Here is a 21,313-nt window from a genome sequence, read left to right as displayed (position 1 = left end):
ATGCCGGTTTCCGTGACCCGGATGCCCCTCCGCGCATGCCTGGTCGTGCGTCGGGAGGCATGATCCGTAAAAGGGTGGAAAGTCGAAATACCGTACGCCACCGAGGAGGAGGAACCCGTGACCCGCATCGACAGCGTGCGCGCCGCGACTGGTTCGGCGAAGGACAGCGTGCTGCACGCCGCGGAAGTGGTGGCGCCCTACGCCGACACGGCCAAGGACAGGGCCGCGCACTACGCACACGAGGCACGCGTACGGCTAGCGCCCAAGGTGACGCAGGCCGCAGGGCAGGCGCGCGTCCAGTACGGCACGCATGTGCAGCCGTATCTGGAGCAGGCCCGCACGCATGTGCCGCCGAAGGTCGACCAGGCCGCCCAGGAAGCCGCCGAACGTACCCGCAAGGCTGCCCGCCAGGCGGCGGAGTACTCGCGGCCGAGGATCGAGCAGGCGATGGCTGCGGCCGTGCCTGTCACCACCGAGGCCGCGGCCCGGAGCGCGGCTGCCATGTCCGCGCTGCGCGGGCAGGTCTCGCCCAAGGAGATCCAGAAGCTGGTCCGCAAGCACGAACGGCGGGCCAAGGCCGGTAAGGCCGTGAAGACGCTGGTGATCCTGGGTGCGGTCGCGGGCGGTGCTTTCGCCGCGTGGAAGTGGTGGGACAAGCAGGCCAATCCGGACTGGCTGGTGGAGCCACCGGCCGCGACGGAGGTCCCCGAGTCGGGGCGCCTGTCGTCCGTGGACGGCACCGGCCCGTCGGTCCTGGACCCGGAGGTCGAAGCCAAGCAGGCCGAGGACGAGGCCGCCCGGCGCGACGACCGTTCCTGAGGGCGTCCGATTCAACAGCCCGGCGGGGCGGAAGACTTGAGAGTCTTCCGCCCCGCCGGGCTGTTTCACGTGAAACACGCGCTCCCGGCATCCGGCATCCGGCATCCGGCATCCGGCATCCGGCATCCGGCATCCGGCATCCGGCCAAGAACGCGAAATGCCCTCCGAGACCACGTTTCCGCAGTTCGGAGGGCTTTTCAAGAGTGGAGCCTAGGGGAGTCGAACCCCTGACATCTGCCATGCAAAGACAGCGCTCTACCAACTGAGCTAAGGCCCCGGAAGGGGACGTTCGACCGGAGAAACCGTGTCCCGGCGGGCGTCGGAGACCAGAGTACCGGGTCACCCCCGTGGTTTCGCAAAAAGATTGGGGGTCCCCGTCGTCGACCACTCTCCGTAAGATGCTCGGCGTGGTTCGCTACCGCGAACCGCCGTACATGGGGAAGCGATGGGGAGACGCAATGGACGCCGCACAGCAGGAAGCGACCGCGAGAGCGCGGGAACTGCAGCGGAACTGGTACGGGGAGCCACTGGGGGCGCTCTTCCGTAGGCTCATCGACGATCTTGGTCTCAACCAGGCTCGTCTCGCGGGGGTTCTGGGACTGTCCGCACCGATGCTGTCGCAGCTGATGAGCGGTCAGCGCGCGAAGATCGGCAATCCCGCCGTGGTGCAGCGGGTTCAGCTGCTGCAGGACCTGGCGGGGCAGGTCGCGGACGGCAGCGTGAGTGCGGCCGAGGCCACCGAGCGGATGGAGGAGATCAAGAAGTCACAGGGGGGCTCGGTGCTGAGCAACACCACACAGACGACGAGCAGTTCGGGGGCGCCCACGGTCAAGCGCGTCGTGCGCGAGATCCAGTCGCTGCTGCGGTCGGTCGCGGCGGCGGGCGACATCATCGACGCCGCCGACACCCTCGCCCCGACCCATCCGGAGCTGGCAGAGTTCCTCCGGGTCTACGGGGCCGGCCGCACCTCGGACGCGGTCTCGCACTACCAGTCCCACCAGAGCTGATCCCACCGCCCGGCCGCCGAAGGGGGTTCGGCAGCGGGCGTGGGTGAGGTGACGGGGGACGTGTCGCGGTACGGGCGGACACGAGGGGGCGTGTTCCGTACGGGGGACCGGTCGACGCAAGGGCGACGTATCGCTCATCGGGGGAGCCGAGGGTTCGGGGGAGCCGAGGGTTCGGGGGAGCCGAGGGTTCGGGGGAGCCAGGTTTCAGGGGAGCCGAGGGTTCGGGGGAGCCAGGTTTCAGGGGAGCCGAGGGTTCGGGGGAGCCAGGTTTCAGGGGAGCCGTTTCGCCTGTCGGGGAGTCGTAGTGCTCGCCGAGGGGGAAGCAAGGGGGGAAGCCGCAGGGGGAGGAGTGACGTACAGCCATGGGTGAGGTCTTCGCCGGCCGGTACGAACTGGTCGACCCGATCGGACGCGGAGGCGTCGGTGCCGTCTGGCGTGCCTGGGACCACCGCCGCCGTCGCTATGTGGCCGCCAAGGTCCTGCTCCAGAGCGACGCGCACTCACTGCTGCGCTTCGTGCGGGAACAGGCCCTGCGGATCGACCACCCGCATGTACTCGCCCCTACCAGCTGGGCCGCAGACGACGACAAGGTCCTGTTCACCATGGACCTGGTCGCGGGCGGATCACTCGTGCACCTCGTCGGGGACTACGGCCCCCTCCCGCCGGCATTCGTCTGCACGCTGCTCGACCAGCTGCTGTCGGGCCTGTCGGCGGTGCACGCGGAGGACGTCGTCCATCGTGACGTGAAGCCCGCCAACGTGCTGCTGGAGGCCACCGGCACGGGCCGGCCGCGGCTGCGGCTGTCGGACTTCGGCATCGCGATGCGGCTGGGCGAGCCCCGCCTGACCGAGACCAACCTCGTGGTGGGGACGCCCGGTTATCTCGCGCCAGAGCAGATGATGGGCGCCGAACCCGACTTTCCCGCCGACCTGTTCGCCGTGGGACTGGTCGCGCTGTATCTGCTGGAGGGCGCCAAGCCGGACAGCAAGGCGCTCATCCAGTACTTCGCCGAGCACGGGACGCCCGGCGCGCCCAAGGGCATTCCTGAGCCGTTGTGGCAGGTGGTGGCCATGCTGCTCCAGCCGGATCCGCAGGCGCGGTTCCGCACGGCCATGGGCGCGCGCAAGGCACTCGCCGCCGCCGCGGAGCTGCTTCCGGAGCCGGGCCCGGACGACGAGCTGATCGAGATCTTCGACCAACTGGGCCCGCTGCCGCAGGGGTTCGCGCCCGAGGGGCCGCTGGAGAGGGCGAAGGGGCTGGGCCCGAGAAAGGCGCCGTCCGAGCACTCGGGGACGAGAGGGGAGCAGTCTCGGCACGGGCGCGACGAGGGCGGGCTGCCGGCCCCGGGCGAGCAGCGCTCCGAGCTCCATCGGCAACGCGCCCAGTCGGTGCCGTCCGACCCGCGCCACACCGCCGACCCGGCGCGGCCGCCCTCCATGTCGGACACCGGCAGCTTCCATCTGCCGCCGCCGTCCCAGCCCACTGTCACCTCATCCCCCACGGCCGGACCGCCCCAGCCCTCCCCGGTCCACACCCCGCACCAGCAGGCGCCCGTCTCCCCCTACGACCCCACACACCGGTTGTCCTCCGCACAGCCACTCCCCCCGGTGTACTCGGGCCCTTCTCTGCCCCCTGCGGGGCACTACCGCACGGACGCCTCCACAGCCTCGTACACCACCCGGACACCGACCGCACCGCCGAGCGGCCAGGCCACTTCACGGCACCGGGCACACAGGCCCGCCCGACCGGGGCCGCCGGCCAAGGTGGCGGTACCGCTGCTGCTCCTCGCGCTGGCCTGCTATGCCGTGGGTTTCTGGGCGTTGACCCGCATCTGAGCGATCGGCAGCACTGACCGCATCCGAGTGATCGGGAGTCCCCCGCATCAGAGCGATCGAGCAGGCCTGACCGGCATCAAAGCGATCGAGCAGTCCTACCCGCATCAGAGCGATCGAGCAGGCCTGACCGGCATCAAAGCGATCGAGCAGTCCTACCCGCATCAGAGCGATCGAGCAGCCCTGACCGGCATCAGAGCGATCGGGCAGCGGACGGGCCCGGGGCGCGCGCGGCCGGCGCTCCCCCTACGCGACACTCCTGCGTCGGGCCACGAGGCTCCACACCCCGAGCCCCACGAGCAGTGCGCTCCCGGTGCCGATGCCGCCCACGGCGAGCGCCCTCATGGCGGTGTCATCGCCCGCGGCCACGCCCTCCGCGGCCGCCTCCCGGTCCTCGTCCGAGACCTCGAAGGCACCCTTCGGTGAGGACTCCCCCGCGTACTCGGGGCCGCCCTGCGGCTGCCCGCTCACCTTCACGCGCAGCGTCATCTTGAACGGCCCGTCGCCGAAGGTGTCGGCGACGCCTTCCGAGAGGTGGGCGACGAGGTAGTAGGAGCCGGCGAAACGCATCGCGCTCACCTGCGCGGTGGCGGAGTGGCGGTTGGCGTGGTCGACCGGTGGCAGGGGAGGCAGGCTTCCGGACCTCTGGCCGCCGTTGTAGCCGACGCCCACATCGGCGACATCGCCGCGCGCGGGGTTGTAGAGGGCCAGGTCCAGCGCGTCGGACGTGTAGCCGGTGGCGCCGGTGTCCGAGCTGCCGAGGTCCGCGGTGACGGAGATCTGCTGTCCCCAGTCGACGGGCACCGCGTAGAAGAGGGTCTGGCCGGGCCGGATGTCGTCCCGCCAGATTCCCTGGTCGAGGGGGGTCGCCCCGGTGAACCCCGCGCCGCCCTTGCGGTGCTCGGCCTCGCCCTGGAGCGGCTGGGGGGTGGCGGAGTTCCACACTTCGGGCGCGCTGGTCGCCCCGGTCCTCACGGTCCGCGGTTCCGTCATGGCGACGAGTTCCAGGTCCCAGGCGTCCGGTGAGGCGCCCTCGCCGTTCGGGTCGACACGCTCGACGGACACGTAGTACGCCCCGGGCTTCTTGCACAGCGGCCGGTTGGGCGAGATCTCGCGCATGCCCCACGCCGCGATGGGGTGGGGGCTGCGAGCTGCCCCGAAGCTCGTGCTGTCGCCGGAGCAGGTGTTGCCCTCGGCGTCCTGCACGGTCACCCTGATCCCGTCGATGACGGAGACGGTGCTGTCGGGGGAGGGGACGGCGGTGACGGAGACGTACGCGTCGGACGTGGCGTCGAGGTCGAGGCGGTAGTTGACCTTGCCGTCGCCCGGCAGGGAGCTCTTGTAGGCCTCGCCGGGCTTCAGGAGGTCGGCGTCCCCGGTGCTCCTCGCTCCCTGGACACGCTGCGCGCCGTGGGCGAAGGCGTACGGGCTGGGCGTGCCGGAGGCCAGCCCCGCGGCGGCGGCCTGTCCCGGCCCCATGGCCGCTGTCGTCCCCAGGACCACGGCCGCGGCGCCGACGCGCACAGCCACGGCCGGACGGCCGCGCCTCGCTCCCGCGGGCCGCCTCCACGCCGTACGGCACCGTCCCCTCACGCGCCACCCCTCACCGTCGCCGGACCGCTCTCCGTCTCCGGACCGCTAAGCCGTGATCCGTGATCCGTGGCCCATCCTGCCGCGCCGGCGGGCTTCACGACCGGCCCTCTGCACACAAAACCCCGACCGCGAGGCGGCCGGGGTGTGCTCGGTCTGGGTTGTCGTGACTCACGAACCCGTGGGAACGGAGTCAGTCGCCTCCGTCCACAGATCCTGCTCGGCGCGATCCGCCTGGATCTGGCGGTACACGAGGAGCCCGCCGATGGCGGCCAGTGCGACCAGGAGAAGCTTCTTCACCGCGCGACCTCGTCTTTCCTTGACGTAGGGGACCTCTGGCGCCCGACTATACACACCGGCCGATACCGATCGGTGACCTGAGTCGGCCCTCAACTCCCGTCCCGGGAAGCGGGATAGAAGCGGAGTGCACCGCTCCGATCGGAGGGTGATCACACCCCGACGGACGGTTACTTTTGACCTCCCTTCGGTGCTCTGCTCACCTTTTCACCCCTCTTGCGCCCATCCGGGTGGTGTTCATCAGAACATCGACGCGCCACGGGCGAAGGTCCACCACTTCTCGACCCCCATACACATGATGAGGAAAGTACGCAAATCGCCCAACCCGAAAGTGAGGGGCCATGGCCAGGAACAAGGTCATGAAGCTGTGGACCACCATCGTCACCGCCTTCCTCGCGCTGTGCACGGCGCTCGGACTCGTCACCACGACCGCCGCCGCGGCCGTACCGCAGACCGAGCAGAAGAGCAACAGCAACGGCGCGAGCATCCCGCAGCAGCGGACGGCGGCACCGACGACGTTTTCCCGGTCCTCTGCGAGAGCCCTGCCCCCCACGATGAAGCAGCGCATCCGCGCCGAGGCACACGGCAAGACCCCCCGCTGCCGGCACCGCTCACCCGCGGACACTGCGTCCTCCCCCGGCACCCACTGCACCGACGAGGACCCCGACCCCGAGGCGGACCATCTCGCGCCCCTCCAGCGCTGAACCCCCGGAACGACACCAAGCGATCTGCGTACAAAGCCCGGCAGCTCGGCAGAGCGGCCGGGCTTACGCATGCCCCGACCTCAAGGCCCCGGGTTCAGGGCGTGCCCGACCGGGTCACGGGCGCGAGCGACGCCCTTGATGGGCCCGGTCGCAAGACGTCAAAGACCCCCAGTCGCATTCGACTGTGGGTCTTCTCGCTGGTGGGGCTAACAGGATTTGAACCTGTGGCCTCATCCTTCTCAGGTCGATCATGCCCGGCCTGCGACGTCGGCCAACCGGCTATGTGCTTTGGTCAATCGTCCCCTGAGGTCCGGCGCCGACCGTCGCTGTTCGCCATTGTCGGTGTCAGCCACTGATGTCAGCCGACGTATGCCGTCTTGACAACGCGCGACGGCCGGGACGGGGCTACTCGGGTGCGCTCACAGCCACCGGGTCCCTGAAGTTCTTGAACGTCACGACGTTGCGCGCCGAGTTGCCGGACATCTCCAGCCACTGCTCGAAGCGCACGACTCGGCCGGCTTCGTTGACCCACACGTCGCAGGCGAACTCCTTGGTACCCGTGGCACGCATCCTGTCGTACAGCCGACGGTCCACCGTCCGGAGCTGGTCCTGGGTGAGGCTCCCGGAAAGCCGGTACGCCAGGACTCCGCCTGTCTCCTCCTGACCCTTTCGGGCCTTCGGCCCAAGATCCAAGAGCAGCTGTGCGTAAGCACCGTAGTCAGCTATGCCCGCCCTCGAGGAGTCCAGTCCCGTACGCTGCCACTCCCCAACTGCTCCGTCGTCATCAAGTGTCCGCGTGTAGGTGGCGTCCTCCAGCAGGATCGTCTCCGTATTGAACGCTTGGTCCTCTGGGACACTGTCGGAGGTCGTCAAGGTCAGTTTGCCCGTAGGGCCTGATCCGTTGAAGTTCATCCGACCGGCCATGACGACCGTCAGCGTGGAGCCCGTATAGGTCTCCGTCCTGATCTCAGCCGAGTAAGGCGCTGGATCGGCGTTCTTGAGCGCCACCTCGACTTCGAACGAACTGTCGGACCCCGGCGTGGCCGATGCTCCGCTCTTCGACGTCGGTGCGGATGCTTTCTCGGCCTCCCCGGCGCCACACCCGGTGATCAAAACGACGGCCGCGATACCGGCCGCCACGGTGGCCAAGTGGCGCATGGCAGGGAACTCCCTCAGTGTGGCTGACAGGCCGCTGAGTCTGTCATGGGCACAACCTGAAGCACTCCGCCTTTCCCCAACCCAACACCCTCCCCAGCTCCCACCCGTCATGCCCAAAGTCATCAAGGACAGGGGCACGGAGGGAAGCGGTCGGCATGCTCGCCGAACTCCTGGAAGATCCACTCATCGGCTGATGTCAGCCATGGATGTCAAAGACCCCCAGCCGGTATCGACTGGGGGTCTTCTCGCTGGTGGGGCTAACAGGATTTGAACCTGTGGCCTCATCCTTATCAGGGATGCGCTCTAACCAACTGAGCTATAGCCCCGCCGCGCTCTGCGGGGTGTGTCCCGCGCGCTGACTCCTGAAGATTAGCGCACGACATGGGCAGTCCCAAAATCGGTTGTCGGGGCACCGTCAGGACAACGACGGGGGTGACGTCACTCGTCCTCGGCGAGCGTCAGCTCCACGCCGCCCACGAAGCCCGCGGACAGGTTGTAGATGAACGCGCCGAGCGTCGCGAGGGCGGTCGCCAGGACCACGTCGATGACCGCGATGACCGACGTGAACAGCAGGACGTTGGGCAGCGACAGGAAAGCCTGCAGGTCGAACCCGTTGGACTCGTTCGAGCCGGTGGCCTCGGAGATCGTGCCGCCGACCGTCGAGAACACGCCCATCGCGTCCATGACCATCCACAGCACGGCGGCCGCGACGATCGTGCAGATGCCCAGGGCGATGGAGAGCAGGAAGCTGACCTTCATCACCGACCACGGGTCGGCCTTCGCCACCCGCAGCCGCGCCTTGCGGACGCGCGGAGTGGTACGCACGCCCGTGCGGGGACGCCGGACGGCATCGGGACCGGCCCCGGCCGCCGCCTGCTGCGCCGGGTAGGCCTGCGGCGGGTGGTACGGCCCGGCCTGCTGCTTCGTCTGCCGCTCCCCGGGCAGGGGCGAGGCCGTGCCCGGCTCCTGCGCGGCCGGCTGCGGCTGCGCGCCGGAGGCGGACGAACCCGCACCGCCCTTGGCCTGCTTGGTCTGCGGACCTCGGGTGTCCGTCACAGTTCCCCCCTGTGATCCATGCGCGTCAGGCGACGGCTCGTCCTTGGTCGGGGACTTGATCGCCTTCAGATTGGTCGTGTGCGGGTCCGCCGCACGCGCGGCGGAGCCACGGCCGCCGTCGTCCGCTCCCGTACCCCTCGGGGTTCCGGCCGGTCCGGCGCCCGTGGCTCCGCTCACGCTGACTCACTCCTCGTGCCTACTCGGCCGAGGGCGCCTCACCCTCGTCCGTGCCGGTGGTCACGGCGTCCTCGGCGGTCTCGTCGACGACCACATCGCCGTCGACCTCCTCCGCCTCGCGCCCCGCCTCGGCGTTGCGAGCGATGCCCACGACGGCATCGCGCTTGCCCAGATTGATCAGTTGGACGCCCATGGTGTCACGGCCGGTTTCCCTGATCTCGTTGACCCGCGTACGAATCACACCGCCCGACAGCGTGATGGCGAGGATCTCGTCGGTCTCCTCGACCACCAGCGCGCCGACGAGGGACCCACGGTCCTCGACGATCTTGGCGGCCTTGATGCCGAGGCCGCCGCGACCCTGGACGCGGTACTCGTCGACGGCGGTCCGCTTCGCGTACCCGCCGTCTGTGGCAGTGAACACGAACGTACCGGGTCGAACAACATTCATCGAGAGCAGCTCGTCGCCTTCGCGGAAGCTCATGCCCTTGACGCCCGAGGTGGCACGGCCCATGGGCCGCAGGGTTTCGTCCGATGCGGTGAACCTGATCGACTGCGCCTTCTTGCTGATCAGGAGCAGATCGTCGTCCGACGAGACGAGTTCGGCGCCGATCAGTTCGTCGTCCGAACCGTCCTGACCCTCACGGAGGTTGATGGCGATCACACCGCCGGAACGAGGCGAATCGTAATCCTTCAGAGGCGTCTTCTTCACAAGTCCGGCCTTGGTGGCCAGCACGAGGTAGGGGACCGCCTCGTAGTCGCGGATCGCCAGGATCTCGGCGATCGCCTCGTCCGGCTGGAAGGCGAGCAGGTTGGCGACGTGCTGACCGCGCGCGTCCCGGCCGGCGTCCGGCAGCTCGTAGCCCTTGACCCGGTAGACGCGTCCCTTGTTGGTGAAGAACAGCAGCCAGTGGTGCGTGGTGGACACGAAGAAGTGGTCGACGATGTCGTCTTCCTTGAGCTTCGCGCCGCGCACGCCCTTGCCGCCGCGCTTCTGGGCGCGGTAGTCGTCGGTCTTGGTGCGCTTGATGTAGCCGCCCCGGGTGACCGTGACGACGATGTCCTCCTCGGCGATCAGGTCCTCGATGGACATGTCGCCCTCGTAGGGGATCAGCGTCGTCTTGCGGTCGTCGCCGTACTTCTCGACGATCGCGGCCAGCTCCGCGCTGACGATGCCGCGCTGGCGGACCGGGGAGGCCAGGATCTCGTTGTACTCGTTGATCTTCGCCTGGAGCTCGTCGTGCTCCTGGACGATCTTCTGGCGCTCCAGGGCGGCCAGTCGGCGCAGCTGCATCTCGAGGATGGCGTTGGCCTGGATCTCGTCGATCTCCAGCAGGCTCATCAGGCCGCCGCGGGCGATCTCGACGGTGTCACTGCGCCGGATCAGCGCGATGACCTCGTCGATGGCGTCCAGGGCCTTCAGCAGACCGCGCAGGATGTGCGCCCGCTCCTCGGCCTTGCGCAGCCTGAAGCGCGTACGGCGGACGATGACCTCGATCTGGTGGGTCACCCAGTGGCGGATGAACGCGTCCAGGGAGAGCGTGCGCGGCACGCCGTCCACCAGCGCCAGCATGTTGGCGCCGAAGTTCGTCTGCAGGTCGGTGTGCTTGTAGAGGTTGTTCAGCACGACCTTGGCGACCGCGTCCCGCTTCAGCACGATGACCAGGCGCTGGCCCGTGCGCGAGGAGGTCTCGTCACGGACGTCCGCGATGCCGCCGATCTTGCCGTCCTTGACTAGGTCGGCAATCTTCTGGGCGAGGTTGTCCGGGTTGACCTGGTACGGCAGCTCCGTGACCACCAGGCACTGGCGGTTCTGGATCTCTTCGACCTCGACGACCGCGCGCATCGTGATGGAGCCGCGACCGGTGCGGTAGGCCTCCTCGATGCCCCGGCGGCCGACGACGAGCGCGCCGGTCGGGAAGTCCGGGCCCTTGATGCGCTCGATGAGCGCGTCGAGCAGCTCCTCGTGCGAGGCCTCGGGGTTCTCCAGGTACCACTGGGCGCCGGCGGCGACCTCGCGCAGGTTGTGCGGCGGGATGTTGGTCGCCATACCGACCGCGATACCGGCCGAACCGTTGATCAGCAGGTTCGGGAAGCGGGCCGGCAGGACGGTCGGCTCCTGGGAGCGACCGTCGTAGTTGTCCGTGAAGTCGACGGTCTCCTCGTCGATGTCGCGGACCATCTCCATCGACAGCGGCGCCATCTTGCACTCGGTGTACCGCATGGCCGCGGCCGGGTCGTTGCCCGGGGAGCCGAAGTTGCCGTTGGAGTCGACGAGCGGCATGCGCATCGACCAGGGCTGGGCGAGGCGCACGAGCGCGTCGTAGATGGAGGAGTCGCCGTGCGGGTGGTAGTTGCCCATGACGTCGCCGACGACGCGCGCGCACTTGTAGAAGCCGCGCTCGGGGCGGTAGCCGCCGTCGTACATGGCGTACAGCACACGGCGGTGGACGGGCTTGAGGCCGTCACGGACGTCCGGCAGCGCACGCGACACGATGACGGACATCGCGTAGTCGAGGTACGAGCGCTGCATCTCCGTCTCGAGCCCGACGGGCTCGACGCGCATGGCCAGGGCGTCACCCTCGGGCGTCGTCACGGGAGTGTTCTCGTCGGTCATTGCTGGTGAAGATCCTTCCTGATGCGGTCAGCTGAGACCGACTCAGATGTCGAGGAAGCGGACGTCCTTGGCGTTGCGCTGGATGAACGCGCGGCGGGCCTCGACGTCCTCGCCCATGAGGACCGAGAACAGGTCGTCGGCCTGGGCGGCGTCGTCGAGGGTGACCTGGCCGAGGACGCGGTGCTCCTGGTCCATGGTCGTGATGCGCAGTTCCTCGGCGTTCATCTCACCGAGACCCTTGAAGCGCTGCACCGAGTCGTCCTTGATGCGCTTGCCCGCGTTGCGGCCCATCTCGATCAGGGCGTCGCGCTCGCGGTCGGAGTACGCGTACTCGAAGTCGTCCTTGCCCCACTTGATCTTGTAGAGCGGCGGGCGGGAGAGGTACACGTGCCCGGCCTCGACCAGGGGCCGCATGAAGCGGAACAGGAAGGTCAGCAGCAGGGTGTTGATGTGCTGGCCGTCGACGTCGGCGTCGGCCATCAGGATGATCTTGTGATAGCGCAGCTTCTCGATGTCGAAGTCCTCGTGGACTCCGGTGCCGAAGGCCGAGATCAGTGCCTGGATCTCCTGGTTCTGCAGGATCTTGTCGATCCGCGCCTTCTCGACGTTCAGGATCTTGCCGCGGATCGGGAGGATCGCCTGGTACTGCGGGTTGCGGCCGGACTTGGCCGAGCCGCCGGCGGAGTCACCCTCGACGATGAAGATCTCGCACTTGGTGGGGTCGTTCGACTGGCAGTCGGAGAGCTTGCCCGGCAGGGACGCGGTCTCCAGCAGGCCCTTGCGCCGGGTGAGGTCACGGGCCTTGCGGGCCGCCACGCGCGCGGTGGCCGCCTGGATGCCCTTGCGGATGATGTCCGCGGCCTCGTTCGGGTTGCGGTCCAGCCAGTCCGTGAGGTGCTCGTAGACGACCTTCTGCACGAAGGTCTTGACCTCGGTGTTGCCCAGCTTGGTCTTCGTCTGGCCCTCGAACTGGGGCTCGCTCAGCTTGACCGAGATGATCGCCGTCAGACCCTCGCGGATGTCGTCACCCGTGAGGTTGTCGTCCTTCTCGCGCAGCAGCCGCTTGTCGCGCGCGTACTTGTTGATCAGCGAGGTCAGCGCGGAGCGGAAGCCCTCTTCGTGCGTACCGCCCTCGTGGGTGTGGATGATGTTGGCGAACGAGTACACACCCTCGGTGTAGCCGCCGTTCCACTGCATCGCGACCTCGAGGGACAGGCTCTTGTCCTTGTCCTCGGCCTCGAGGTCGATCACGGTGGGGTGCACCAGGTCTCCCTTGCGGGAGTTGAGGTACGTCACGAAGTCGACGATGCCGCCCTCGTAGTGGTACGAGACGCTCTTGACCTCGTGCTTCTCGTCCTCGCCCGCCTCGTCCGCGCCGGCGGTGGCCTTCGCCGACTCGCGCTCGTCGGTGAGGTTGATGCGCAGGCCCTTGTTGAGGAACGCCATCTCCTGGAAACGCCGCGACAGCGTCTCGAAGGAGTAGTCGGTGGTCTCGAAGATGTCCGGGTCGGCCCAGAAGGTGACCGAGGTGCCGTGCTCGTCCGTGGCCTCGTGCTTGGCGAGCGGGGCCGTCGGGACGCCCAACTTGTAGTCCTGCGTCCAGCGGTGGCCGTCGGTCTTGACCTCCACCGCGACCCTGGTGGACAGGGCGTTGACGACGGAGACACCCACGCCGTGCAGACCGCCGGAGACCGCGTAGCCGCCGCCGCCGAACTTGCCGCCCGCGTGCAGGACCGTCAGCACGACCTCGACGGCCGGCTTGCCCTCGGAGGGGACGATGCCGACCGGGATGCCACGGCCGTTGTCGACGACCCGCACGCCACCGTCGGCGAGGATCGTGACGTCGATGGTGTCCGCGTGCCCGGCGAGCGCCTCGTCGACGGAGTTGTCGACGACCTCCTGCACCAGGTGGTGGAGTCCGCGCTCACCGGTCGAGCCGATGTACATACCGGGTCGCTTGCGGACCGCGTCCAGACCCTCGAGGACGGTGATGGCGCTGGCGTCGTACGAGGCGGTCACCTCGCCGTTCGACGAGGAGACCGCGCCGGTGGTGCCGGCGTCGGTGGACGGAATGTTCTCGTTGGGGTTGCCGGAATCGGCCACGAAGCGCCCTTTCTGGCACAGCACGAGCCAGGCTCGTCGGCGGGTTGCCGGAGCGGCTGCGGCATGTTGCGTTGGTAAGCCTTGATCAGCGTTGCTCAGCTTTTCCCGGACGGTCCCCAGCGAGTGGGGCGGGATTGCTTCCAGTCTACCGGTAGCACTGACACTGATGGGGGTTTGCCGGTACCTGAGTCCGCATGTGCCGCCCTCGACGGGTCTTGTCCGACTCCCGATATGCGGATGGGGGCTCCAAGAGGCTCACGGAGGCACTCAGCGCTTCCGGCCGTCAACCCTTGGCTACTTCGGAGTCAGGTCGTGATTCGCAACCCTGTGCGGGCATACGACACGGATGGCGCCGACGCTCCGAAAGAGCCGCCGGAAGCCCTTGATGTGATGTCAGTCACGTGCTGTCAACAGGTGGGAAACCGGTGCCGATCAGCCGTAGGTGTCGCCCGGACCGGTACTGCCGGGGGCGCGCAACGGGCCGTAGCGGCGGGGGGGGCCACCGGGGCCCTGCACCTTGATCAGCTTCACCCGGCCGTGGCCCAGGTCCTCGTTCAGACGCGCGACCAGGGTGGGCGCCAGCAGCCGGAGGTTCGTCGCCCAGGCCGTCGAGTCGCAGCGCACGCTCAGCACACGCTCGTCCTCGTCGTACTTCTCCGGCACACAGTGCTTGGCCACGTCCTCGCCGACGATCTGCGGCCAGCGGCCCATCACACCGCCCACGGCGGCCGGCGCCTCCCAGCCGCGTTCGGTGATCAGCCGGTTGATCGCGGAACCGAGTGCCATGGGGTCGCGTCCGTCGGCGCGCGCTCCGGAGCGCAGACCGCCGCGGCGCGCCTGCTTCTTCTGCTGCGCCGCGTCCCCCCGCGCGCGTGCGGCTTCCTTGGCCGCGCGCAGCGCCACACGCGCGAGGTCGACACCGGACGGCTCGGGAGGCTTCGGGGCTCCGCCGGAGCCCTGAGAGGGGCTCGGGGCCCCGCCGGAGCCCTGAGAGGGACTCGGGGCCCCGCCCGATGTGTTCTCCGTCATACGCGCTCCACCGCCCCCTCGGACACGGCGAACCGCGTCCCGGACAGCACATGCGGTACGTCGTCGTCGACCGCGGCCGTCACCAGGACCTGCTCGCCCGGCGCGACCAGCTCGGCCAGGCGCTCACGGCGACGGGTGTCCAGCTCGGCGAAGACGTCGTCGAGCACCAGCACCGGCTCGTTGCCCTCCGCTCTGAGCAGGTCGTACGAGGCCAGCCGCAGCGCCAGCGCGTAGGACCAGGACTCGCCGTGGGAGGCGTAGCCCTTGGCGGGGAGCTGGCCGAGCTTGAGCTGCAGGTCGTCCCGGTGCGGGCCGATCAGGGTGACGCCGCGCTCGATCTCCTGCTTGCGGGCCTCGGCGAGCGCCGCCATCAGCTGCTCGAAGAGGTCCTCGCGGGTGTGCGCCTCGCCGGGCGCGGACGGCTTGTACTCCAGCGCGATCGGGCCGCCGCCGGGCGCGAGTTGCTCGTAGGCCTTGTCGGCCAGCGGCTGGATCGTCGCGATCAGGTCCAGCCGCTGGGCGAGCAACTCGGCTCCCGCGCGCGCGAGATGCTGGTCCCACACGTCCAGAGTGGACATGTCCATCGTGCGACCGCCGTGTCTGCGGGCCAGCGCGGCCGACTTCAGCAGGGTGTTGCGCTGCTTGAGGACCCGGTCGTAGTCGGAGCGGACCCCGGCCATCCGCGGGGAACGCGCGGTGATCAGCTCGTCGAGGAAACGGCGCCGCTCACCGGGGTCGCCCTTGACCAGCGCGAGATCCTCGGGCGCGAACAGCACGGTCCGCACGATTCCCAGCACATCACGCGGCCTGACCTGCGAGGACCTGTTGATACGGGCCCGGTTGGCGCGCCCGGGGTTCAGCTCCAGCTCGACCAGCTGCTGCCGTTCGCCCTGCCGGACCTGGGCCCGGATGATCGCGCGCTCGGCGCCCATGCGGACCAGAGGGGCATCGGAGGAGACCCGGTGGCTGCCGAGGGTGGCGAGATAGCCGACGGCCTCGACGAGGTTGGTCTTGCCCTGCCCGTTCGGCCCGACGAAGGCCGTCACCCCGGGGTCGAGCGGGACCTCGACCCGGGGGTACGAGCGGAAGTCGGCCAGCGACAGATGCGTGACGTGCATGGTCGTTTCGCCGACCTCCCCGGACGGTTGTGGACTGCCGTGCAGCCCTGTGGACTACTTCTTCTCTACCGCGTGGCCGCCGAACTGGTTCCGCAGCGCCGCGATCATCTTCATCTGGGGCGAGTCCTCCTGGCGGGAGGCGAACCGCGCGAACAGCGACGCGGTGATCGCCGGCAGCGGCACCGCGTTGTCGATGGCGGCCTCCACAGTCCAGCGTCCCTCGCCGGAGTCCTGTGCATAACCCCGCAGCTCGTCGAGGTGCTCGTCCTCGTCGAGCGCGTTGACCGCGAGGTCGAGCAGCCAGGAGCGGATGACCGTGCCCTCCTGCCAGGAGCGGAAGACCTCCCGGACGTCGGTCACGGAGTCGACCTTCTCCAGGAGCTCCCAGCCCTCGGCGTAAGCCTGCATCATCGCGTACTCGATGCCGTTGTGGACCATCTTCGCGAAGTGGCCCGCGCCGACCTTGCCGGCGTGCACCGAGCCGGAGTCGCCCTCCGGCTTGAGGGCGTCGAAGACCGGCTGCACCTTGGCGACATCCGCCTTGTCGCCGCCGTACATCAGCGCGTAGCCGTTCTCCAGGCCCCAGACGCCGCCGGAGACGCCGCAGTCGACGAAACCGATGCCCTTGGCCGCCAGCTCCTGCGCGTGCTTCTCGTCGTCGGTCCAGCGGGAGTTGCCGCCGTCCACGACCACGTCGCCCGGCTCCAGCAGCTCGGCGAGCCGGTCGATCGTGGTCTGCGTGGCCTCACCCGCGGGGACCATCACCCAGATCACGCGCGGTCCGCTGAGCTTGCCCACAAGCTCTTCCAGGCTGTGGACATCGGCGAGGTCCGGGTTGCGGTCGTATCCGAGGACGGTGTGACCTGCGCGGCGGATCCGCTCGCGCATGTTGCCGCCCATCTTGCCGAGGCCGACGAGACCGAGCTCCATCAGTTGTTTTCCTTAGGTTCTGCGACGTGGCGTGGCGGCACGTGCGTACCGCGAGGCACTTTCGTACCCGCGTCCGAGCCTAAACCCGGACGCTCGCGCACATCTGTGGGCATACGCGCTCAGTCGTACGCCCTCACCTGCGGGTTTGTCCTCACCCTGTGGACAAACCCCGGTGATCCCCAGCCTGGCTCCGAGCCGCGGTGCCGGCTCAGCCGCTGAGGCGGACCGGCATGATCAGGTACTTGTAGGCGTCGTCCGCCTCGGCGTCCAGCGCCGGCTTGCCGCTGAGCAGCGCGGGCTTGGTGGACGTCGTGAACGACAGCTGGGCCACCGGGGAGTCGATGGCGCTCAGGCCGTCCAGCAGGAACGTCGGGTTGAAGGCGATCGAGATGTCGTCGCCCTCGAGCTGGGCGTCAACCCTTTCCACAGCCTGTGCGTCGTCGCTGGAACCGGCCTCCAGGATGAGCACGCCCTGCTCGAAGCTGAGCCGCACCGGCGTGTTGCGCTCGGCGACCAGGGCCACGCGCTTGACGGCCTCCACGAAGGGGGCGGTCTCGATGACGGCGACGCTGTTGAACTCCGTCGGGAACAGCGTGCGGTACTTCGGGAGGTCGCCCTCGAGCAGGCGGGTCGTCGTACGGCGGCCGGCGCCCTCGAAGCCGATCAGGCCCTCGCCGGAGCCCGAGCCGGACAGCGCCAGGATCACCTGGTCACCGCTGGTCAGGGCCTTGGCGGTGTCCAAGAGCGTCTTGGCGGGCACCAGGGCGACCGCGGAGGCCTCCGGGTTCTCCGGCTTCCACAGGAACTCGCGGACCGCGAAGCGGTAGCGGTCGGTGGACGCCAGCGTGACGGTGTCGCCCTCGATCTCGATGCGGACACCGGTGAGGACGGGCAGCGTGTCGTCACGGCCGGCCGCGATGGCGACCTGGGCGGCGGCGGAGGCGAAGACCTCGCCGGGGACCGTGCCCGTCGCGTTCGGCATCTGCGGCAGGGCCGGGTACTCCTCCACAGGCAGGGTGTGGAGTGTGAACCGGGAGGAGCCGCAGACCACGGTCGCCCGTACACCGTCTGTGGAAATCTCGACCGGTCGGTTGGGGAGCGCGCGGCAGATGTCCGCGAGCAGGCGGCCGGAGACCAGGACCGTGCCCTCTTCGTCGACCTCGGCCTCCACGGAGACCCGCGCCGAGACCTCGTAGTCGAAGCTGGACAGGCTCAGCTGGCCTTCCTCGGCCTTCAGCAGCAGGCCGGCGAGGACAGGCGCCGGCGGACGGGCCGGGAGGCTGCGTGCCGCCCAGGCCACTGCCTCCGCGAGTACGTCGCGTTCCACCCGGATCTTCACTGTTGCCGCCTCCTGCTGTTGCCGGCGCTTCTCGCTCTGCCTGGCCCTCGTCGTCTGTCGCGGTGTCGACGGTCCCTGTGAGGGGGAGGACACCGGGGACCAGTCTGACGCACCGCACTGACAGTAGGTGCCTCTCGGGGTCAAGTCGTGACGAGGGGCGGCCGGGCACCGAAGAGCGAGTTGTGCACAGGGCCCCCTTCGAAACGGATTCCCAGCTCTCTCTAGTTGGGAGTAGTAGTAGGGCCTGTGGATACCGTGGATAACCTCGTTTTCCCAGCTCAGGGCGGGAATTTTATCCACGGGCCCTGTGGGCGGAGGCGGTGGACAACCGGGCGTATCTGTGGAGAACAGAAAGTTCTGCACACGCCGTGCACAGGGTGAGGCGAGTTCTCCCCAGCGCCGTCCCCAGGTTTACCCACCTTTCCCACAGCCCAATCCGGCACCTTCGTGTGACGCCTTTCACTCGACCCGGTGAGGAGGCGCGTCGCGTTGCCGAACAGTGGACAGGCATGTGGAGAAGCGACCGATCGCTGGGGACAACCGCCCCCAGCCTGTGGGTGGCCGGTGGACAACTCGATGCACAGCCTGTGGATCATCTCGTCGTCCACAGTCTGTGGAGATCCTTCGTCCACCAATCCACAGGCACCTGAACTGGTCTGATGGTCTTTCAACAGCGGCCGCTGTGGACACGATCTGGACAACTCCCCGGTCCCCAGGATGTGGACGGCAGAAAGTCCCCGAATCTGTGGAGAGAGGCCGTAACCCTGCGAGTAATCGAACAGCGGATTGCGAGCGGGTGTCCGGGGACAAGGCCGGAGAGCCGCCTCTCGCGGGGGCTCGGAAGGCTCGGCGGCCCCCTGGCACATGGAGAAGGGCGCCCCCCGAAGCCTCAGGGGGCGCCCTCAGTGGCCCTTGGCCTTTCGTGGTGTTCTGCCGTCACGGTGACTTCTCGCGACGCTCCGCCGTCACGGTGGCTTCTTGCGGCGTTCTGCCGTCGCTGTGACCTGCCGTCGGCGTTCGGCCGTGGACGTGGCCTGTCGTCGGCGTTCTGCCGTCGCCGTCAGCCGTTCTTGATGCGGTTGGTCAGCTCCGTGACCTGGTTGTAAATGGAGCGACGCTCGGCCATCAGGTTGCGGATCTTGCGGTCCGCGTGCATCACCGTGGTGTGGTCACGCCCGCCGAACAGCGCGCCGATCTTGGGCAGAGACAGGTCCGTCAGCTCACGGCACAGATACATGGCGATCTGCCGGGCGGTGACGAGGGCGCGGCCGCGCGAGGTACCGCACAGGTCCTCGACGGTCAGCCCGAAGTAGTCCGCTGTCGCGCCCATGATGGCTGTCGAGGTGATCTCGGGGGCCGAGTCCTCGCCGCCGGGGATGAGGTCCTTCAGGACGATCTCCGTCAGTCCCAGGTCCACCGGCTGCCGGTTGAGCGAGGCGAATGCCGTGACCCGGATCAGCGCGCCCTCCAGCTCGCGGATGTTCCGCGAGATCCGGGACGCGATGAACTCCAGCACCTCCGGCGGCGCGTTCAGCTGCTCCTGCACGGCCTTCTTGCGGAGGATCGCGATCCGCGTCTCCAGCTCGGGCGGCTGGACGTCCGTGATCAGGCCCCACTCGAAACGGTTCCGCAGCCGGTCCTCCAGCGTCACCAGCTGCTTCGGCGGCCGGTCGGAGGACAGCACGATCTGCTTGTTGGCGTTGTGCAGGGTGTTGAAGGTGTGGAAGAACTCCTCCTGCGTCGACTCCTTGTCCGCGAGGAACTGGATGTCGTCGACGAGCAGGATGTCCATCTCCCGGTACCGCTTGCGGAAGCTGTCGCCCTTGCCGTCGCGGATGGAGTTGATGAACTCGTTGGTGAACTCCTCCGAGCTCACGTACCGCACGCGCGTGCCCGGGTAGAGGCTGCGTGCGTAGTGCCCGATCGCGTGCAGCAGGTGGGTCTTGCCGAGTCCGGACTCCCCGTAGATGAACAAGGGGTTGTACGCCTTCGCCGGCGCCTCGGCCACAGCGACCGCGGCCGCGTGCGCGAAGCGGTTGGAGGCGCCGATGACGAAGGTGTCGAAGAGGTACTTCGGGTTCAGGCGGGCGGTCGGCTCACCCGGGCCGGTCGCCGGTGCGGGCTGCGCGGCCAGCGGGCCGGGCGCACCGGTCGTCGGCAGGTGCGGGCCGACCGGGCCGCCCCGGTGCACGTGGCCCGAGCCGACGGGCGGCTCGGGCGGCTCCCGGCGCCCCGCGTCGCGCTGGTCGTAGTCGCCGCGTGACGTTTCGTAGTCGGAGCGCGGCTGCTCGTAGGAGGGGCGCTCCTTGGGCTGCGGGCGGTAGTCCTGTGAGGGGGTGCCGTAGGAGTCCTGGGAGGGCGGGCCGTAGGAGTCCTTGGGCCCCTTGGATCCGTAAGGGCTCTGGGAGCCGGAGCCGTAGGGATCCTGTGGGTTGTAGGCGTCCTGGGAGCTGTACGAGTCCTGCGCGGGTGACGCGTACGGGTCACGCTCGGGGAAGCCGAGGCGCTGCTGCTGCCAGCCGTACTCCTCCTGCTGCGCCGGCCGCGGCCAGGCGCCGGGCTCGGGGCGCTGGTACTCGGAGGGGTACGCGGGGCGGGGCGTCGGAAGCTGGTCTGCGCGCGTAGGCGGCAGGTGGTCGCCGGCCGACCCGGGCCCCTGGTCGGCGCGGTGACGGCCGTACCCCTCGTACCCGTCGCGGTCGGGGCGGTCGTATCCGTCACGGTCCGGACGGTCGTAGCCATCGCGGTCGGGGCGGTCGTATCCGTCACGGTCCGGACGGTCGTACCCGTCGCGCTCCGGACGGTCGTACCCGTCGCGGTCCTGGCGCGCGGAGGGGAGTTCGGGCTCCTCATAGCGCTGCTGGGGGCGGGCCGGGGGCGCCGGCGTGGCCGGGGGGTCGCCCGCGGAGTCGTCGACGGTGATCGCGATCCGGATCGGGCGTCCGCACTCACGGCTCAGCGTCTCGCTGACGATCGGCGCCAGCCGGCCCTCCAGTACGCCCTTCGCGAACTCGTTCGGTACGGCGAGCAGCGCGGTGTCCGCGACCAGCGCGAGCGGCTGGCAGCGCCGGATCCAGTGCTCGTCCTTCCCTTCGACCCCCTGGCCGCGGTCCTCTCCGAGGAGTTGCTCCAATACGCGTGGCCACACTGCGGCAAGATCGGCAGGTACGTCAGCCACAGGGCACGCTCTCTCACAGGTCCCACGAACGTGTGGTTCTGGGACGGCTCGGGATGTAAATCGGGTGGGGCAGGGATAAGGGAACGAATCGGAGTTCCGTCACGGTAGTCAGCGCGGCCGGTACGGTTCAAGTTGTTGTCCCCAGCCTGTGGACAAGTGTCTCCCGGCGACTCCCGGTTTGACCGGATGGCGTAGCCGCGCGTACCGTAACCAGGTCGAGTTGTCGATGGCTGCTGCCGCCTGCCTCCGATGGGCACAGATCATTTGGGTGATCGGTCAGCGGTGCACTCGGGCGTAACTGCGAGCTACTCGTGGGCGCACGGTGACAGCCAGGACGGCACCCCGCAACTACCGATTTCTTC

At 68.8% G+C, this 21,313-nt stretch carries 15 protein-coding genes and 2 tRNA genes; 4 read left to right on the top strand and 13 right to left on the bottom strand.

Features of this window, described 5'->3' with window-relative positions; all coding sequences use genetic code 11:
- Window positions 1–117 precede the first annotated feature (117 nt).
- A complete protein-coding gene (locus ACZ7EG_RS11370; RefSeq protein ID WP_471075552.1) occupies window positions 118–819 on the top strand; it encodes a DUF5324 family protein in 702 nt (233 codons plus the stop codon).
- 204 nt (window positions 820–1,023) lie between these two features.
- Here ACZ7EG_RS11370 and ACZ7EG_RS11365 read toward each other — a convergent pair.
- Window positions 1,024–1,096 (bottom strand) — tRNA-Ala (locus ACZ7EG_RS11365).
- Window positions 1,097–1,277: 181 nt separating this feature from the next.
- Here ACZ7EG_RS11365 and ACZ7EG_RS11360 point away from each other — a divergent pair.
- Together ACZ7EG_RS11360 and ACZ7EG_RS11355 are read left to right on the top strand one after the other, a co-directional pair.
- A complete protein-coding gene (locus tag ACZ7EG_RS11360; protein WP_030846998.1) occupies window positions 1,278–1,826 on the top strand; it encodes a helix-turn-helix domain-containing protein in 549 nt (182 codons plus the stop codon).
- Window positions 1,827–2,188: 362 nt separating this feature from the next.
- On the top strand, window positions 2,189–3,661 hold the full coding sequence (locus tag ACZ7EG_RS11355) for a serine/threonine-protein kinase (RefSeq protein WP_471075547.1): 1,473 nt from the start codon (window positions 2,189–2,191) through the stop codon (window positions 3,659–3,661).
- 243 nt (window positions 3,662–3,904) lie between these two features.
- Here ACZ7EG_RS11355 and ACZ7EG_RS11350 read toward each other — a convergent pair whose 3' ends face one another.
- Both ACZ7EG_RS11350 and ACZ7EG_RS11345 read right to left on the bottom strand, forming a co-directional pair.
- Window positions 3,905–5,188 carry a hypothetical protein gene (locus ACZ7EG_RS11350; protein ID WP_471075544.1) on the bottom strand — a complete coding sequence of 428 codons (1,284 nt, stop codon included), beginning with the start codon at window positions 5,186–5,188 and terminating at the stop codon, window positions 3,905–3,907.
- Window positions 5,189–5,419: 231 nt separating this feature from the next.
- The gene (locus ACZ7EG_RS11345; RefSeq protein WP_003999697.1) at window positions 5,420–5,548 is read right to left on the bottom strand and encodes a DLW-39 family protein; all 129 of its coding nucleotides are present in this window, start codon (window positions 5,546–5,548) and stop codon (window positions 5,420–5,422) included.
- Window positions 5,549–5,886: 338 nt separating this feature from the next.
- Here ACZ7EG_RS11345 and ACZ7EG_RS11340 point away from each other — a divergent pair, with 338 nt between their 5' ends.
- On the top strand, window positions 5,887–6,249 hold the full coding sequence (locus tag ACZ7EG_RS11340) for a DUF6344 domain-containing protein (RefSeq protein ID WP_471075541.1): 363 nt from the start codon (window positions 5,887–5,889) through the stop codon (window positions 6,247–6,249).
- A gap of 405 nt (window positions 6,250–6,654) precedes the next feature.
- On the opposite strand, the gene ACZ7EG_RS11335 is transcribed toward ACZ7EG_RS11340, so the two are convergent.
- The 10 genes from ACZ7EG_RS11335 to dnaA all read right to left on the bottom strand — a co-directional run bounded on the left by ACZ7EG_RS11335 (window position 6,655) and on the right by dnaA (window position 20,951).
- Window positions 6,655–7,407 carry an SCO4651 family lipoprotein gene (locus ACZ7EG_RS11335; protein ID WP_471075538.1) on the bottom strand — a complete coding sequence of 251 codons (753 nt, stop codon included), beginning with the start codon at window positions 7,405–7,407 and terminating at the stop codon, window positions 6,655–6,657.
- Between the two features lie 249 nt (window positions 7,408–7,656).
- Window positions 7,657–7,733: transfer RNA gene (locus tag ACZ7EG_RS11330), tRNA-Ile, on the bottom strand.
- A 112-nt stretch (window positions 7,734–7,845) separates the two neighbouring features.
- Window positions 7,846–8,640, bottom strand: a complete 795-nt coding sequence (locus ACZ7EG_RS11325) for a DUF3566 domain-containing protein (protein WP_471075535.1) — start codon at window positions 8,638–8,640, stop codon at window positions 7,846–7,848.
- Between the two features lie 19 nt (window positions 8,641–8,659).
- Window positions 8,660–11,254, bottom strand: coding sequence for a DNA gyrase subunit A (gene gyrA, locus ACZ7EG_RS11320; protein WP_471075532.1), 2,595 nt, complete (start codon window positions 11,252–11,254; stop codon window positions 8,660–8,662).
- A gap of 42 nt (window positions 11,255–11,296) precedes the next feature.
- Window positions 11,297–13,357 carry a DNA topoisomerase (ATP-hydrolyzing) subunit B gene (gene gyrB, locus ACZ7EG_RS11315; protein ID WP_471075530.1) on the bottom strand — a complete coding sequence of 687 codons (2,061 nt, stop codon included), beginning with the start codon at window positions 13,355–13,357 and terminating at the stop codon, window positions 11,297–11,299.
- A gap of 432 nt (window positions 13,358–13,789) precedes the next feature.
- Entirely contained in the window at window positions 13,790–14,386 is a 597-nt protein-coding gene (locus ACZ7EG_RS11310) for a DciA family protein (RefSeq protein WP_471075527.1), read from the bottom strand.
- On the bottom strand, window positions 14,383–15,504 hold the full coding sequence (recF, locus tag ACZ7EG_RS11305) for a DNA replication/repair protein RecF (RefSeq protein WP_352097338.1): 1,122 nt from the start codon (window positions 15,502–15,504) through the stop codon (window positions 14,383–14,385). The genes ACZ7EG_RS11310 and recF overlap by 4 nt, the downstream gene beginning before the upstream one ends.
- A 54-nt stretch (window positions 15,505–15,558) precedes the next feature.
- Window positions 15,559–16,434, bottom strand: coding sequence for a phosphogluconate dehydrogenase (NAD(+)-dependent, decarboxylating) (gnd, locus tag ACZ7EG_RS11300; protein ID WP_471075523.1), 876 nt, complete (start codon window positions 16,432–16,434; stop codon window positions 15,559–15,561).
- Between the two features lie 208 nt (window positions 16,435–16,642).
- The gene (dnaN, locus tag ACZ7EG_RS11295) at window positions 16,643–17,773 is read right to left on the bottom strand and encodes a DNA polymerase III subunit beta (RefSeq protein ID WP_388166514.1); all 1,131 of its coding nucleotides are present in this window, start codon (window positions 17,771–17,773) and stop codon (window positions 16,643–16,645) included.
- A 1,060-nt stretch (window positions 17,774–18,833) separates the two neighbouring features.
- Complete coding sequence (gene dnaA, locus ACZ7EG_RS11290; protein ID WP_471075519.1) at window positions 18,834–20,951, bottom strand: chromosomal replication initiator protein DnaA; 2,118 nt, start codon at window positions 20,949–20,951, stop codon at window positions 18,834–18,836.
- Window positions 20,952–21,313 lie beyond the last annotated feature (362 nt).

This window comes from Streptomyces sp. NPDC037100 (assembly GCF_055606225.1).
Note: the sequence above shows the minus strand (reverse complement) of the source record. Positions and strands in the feature narration are given on the sequence as shown.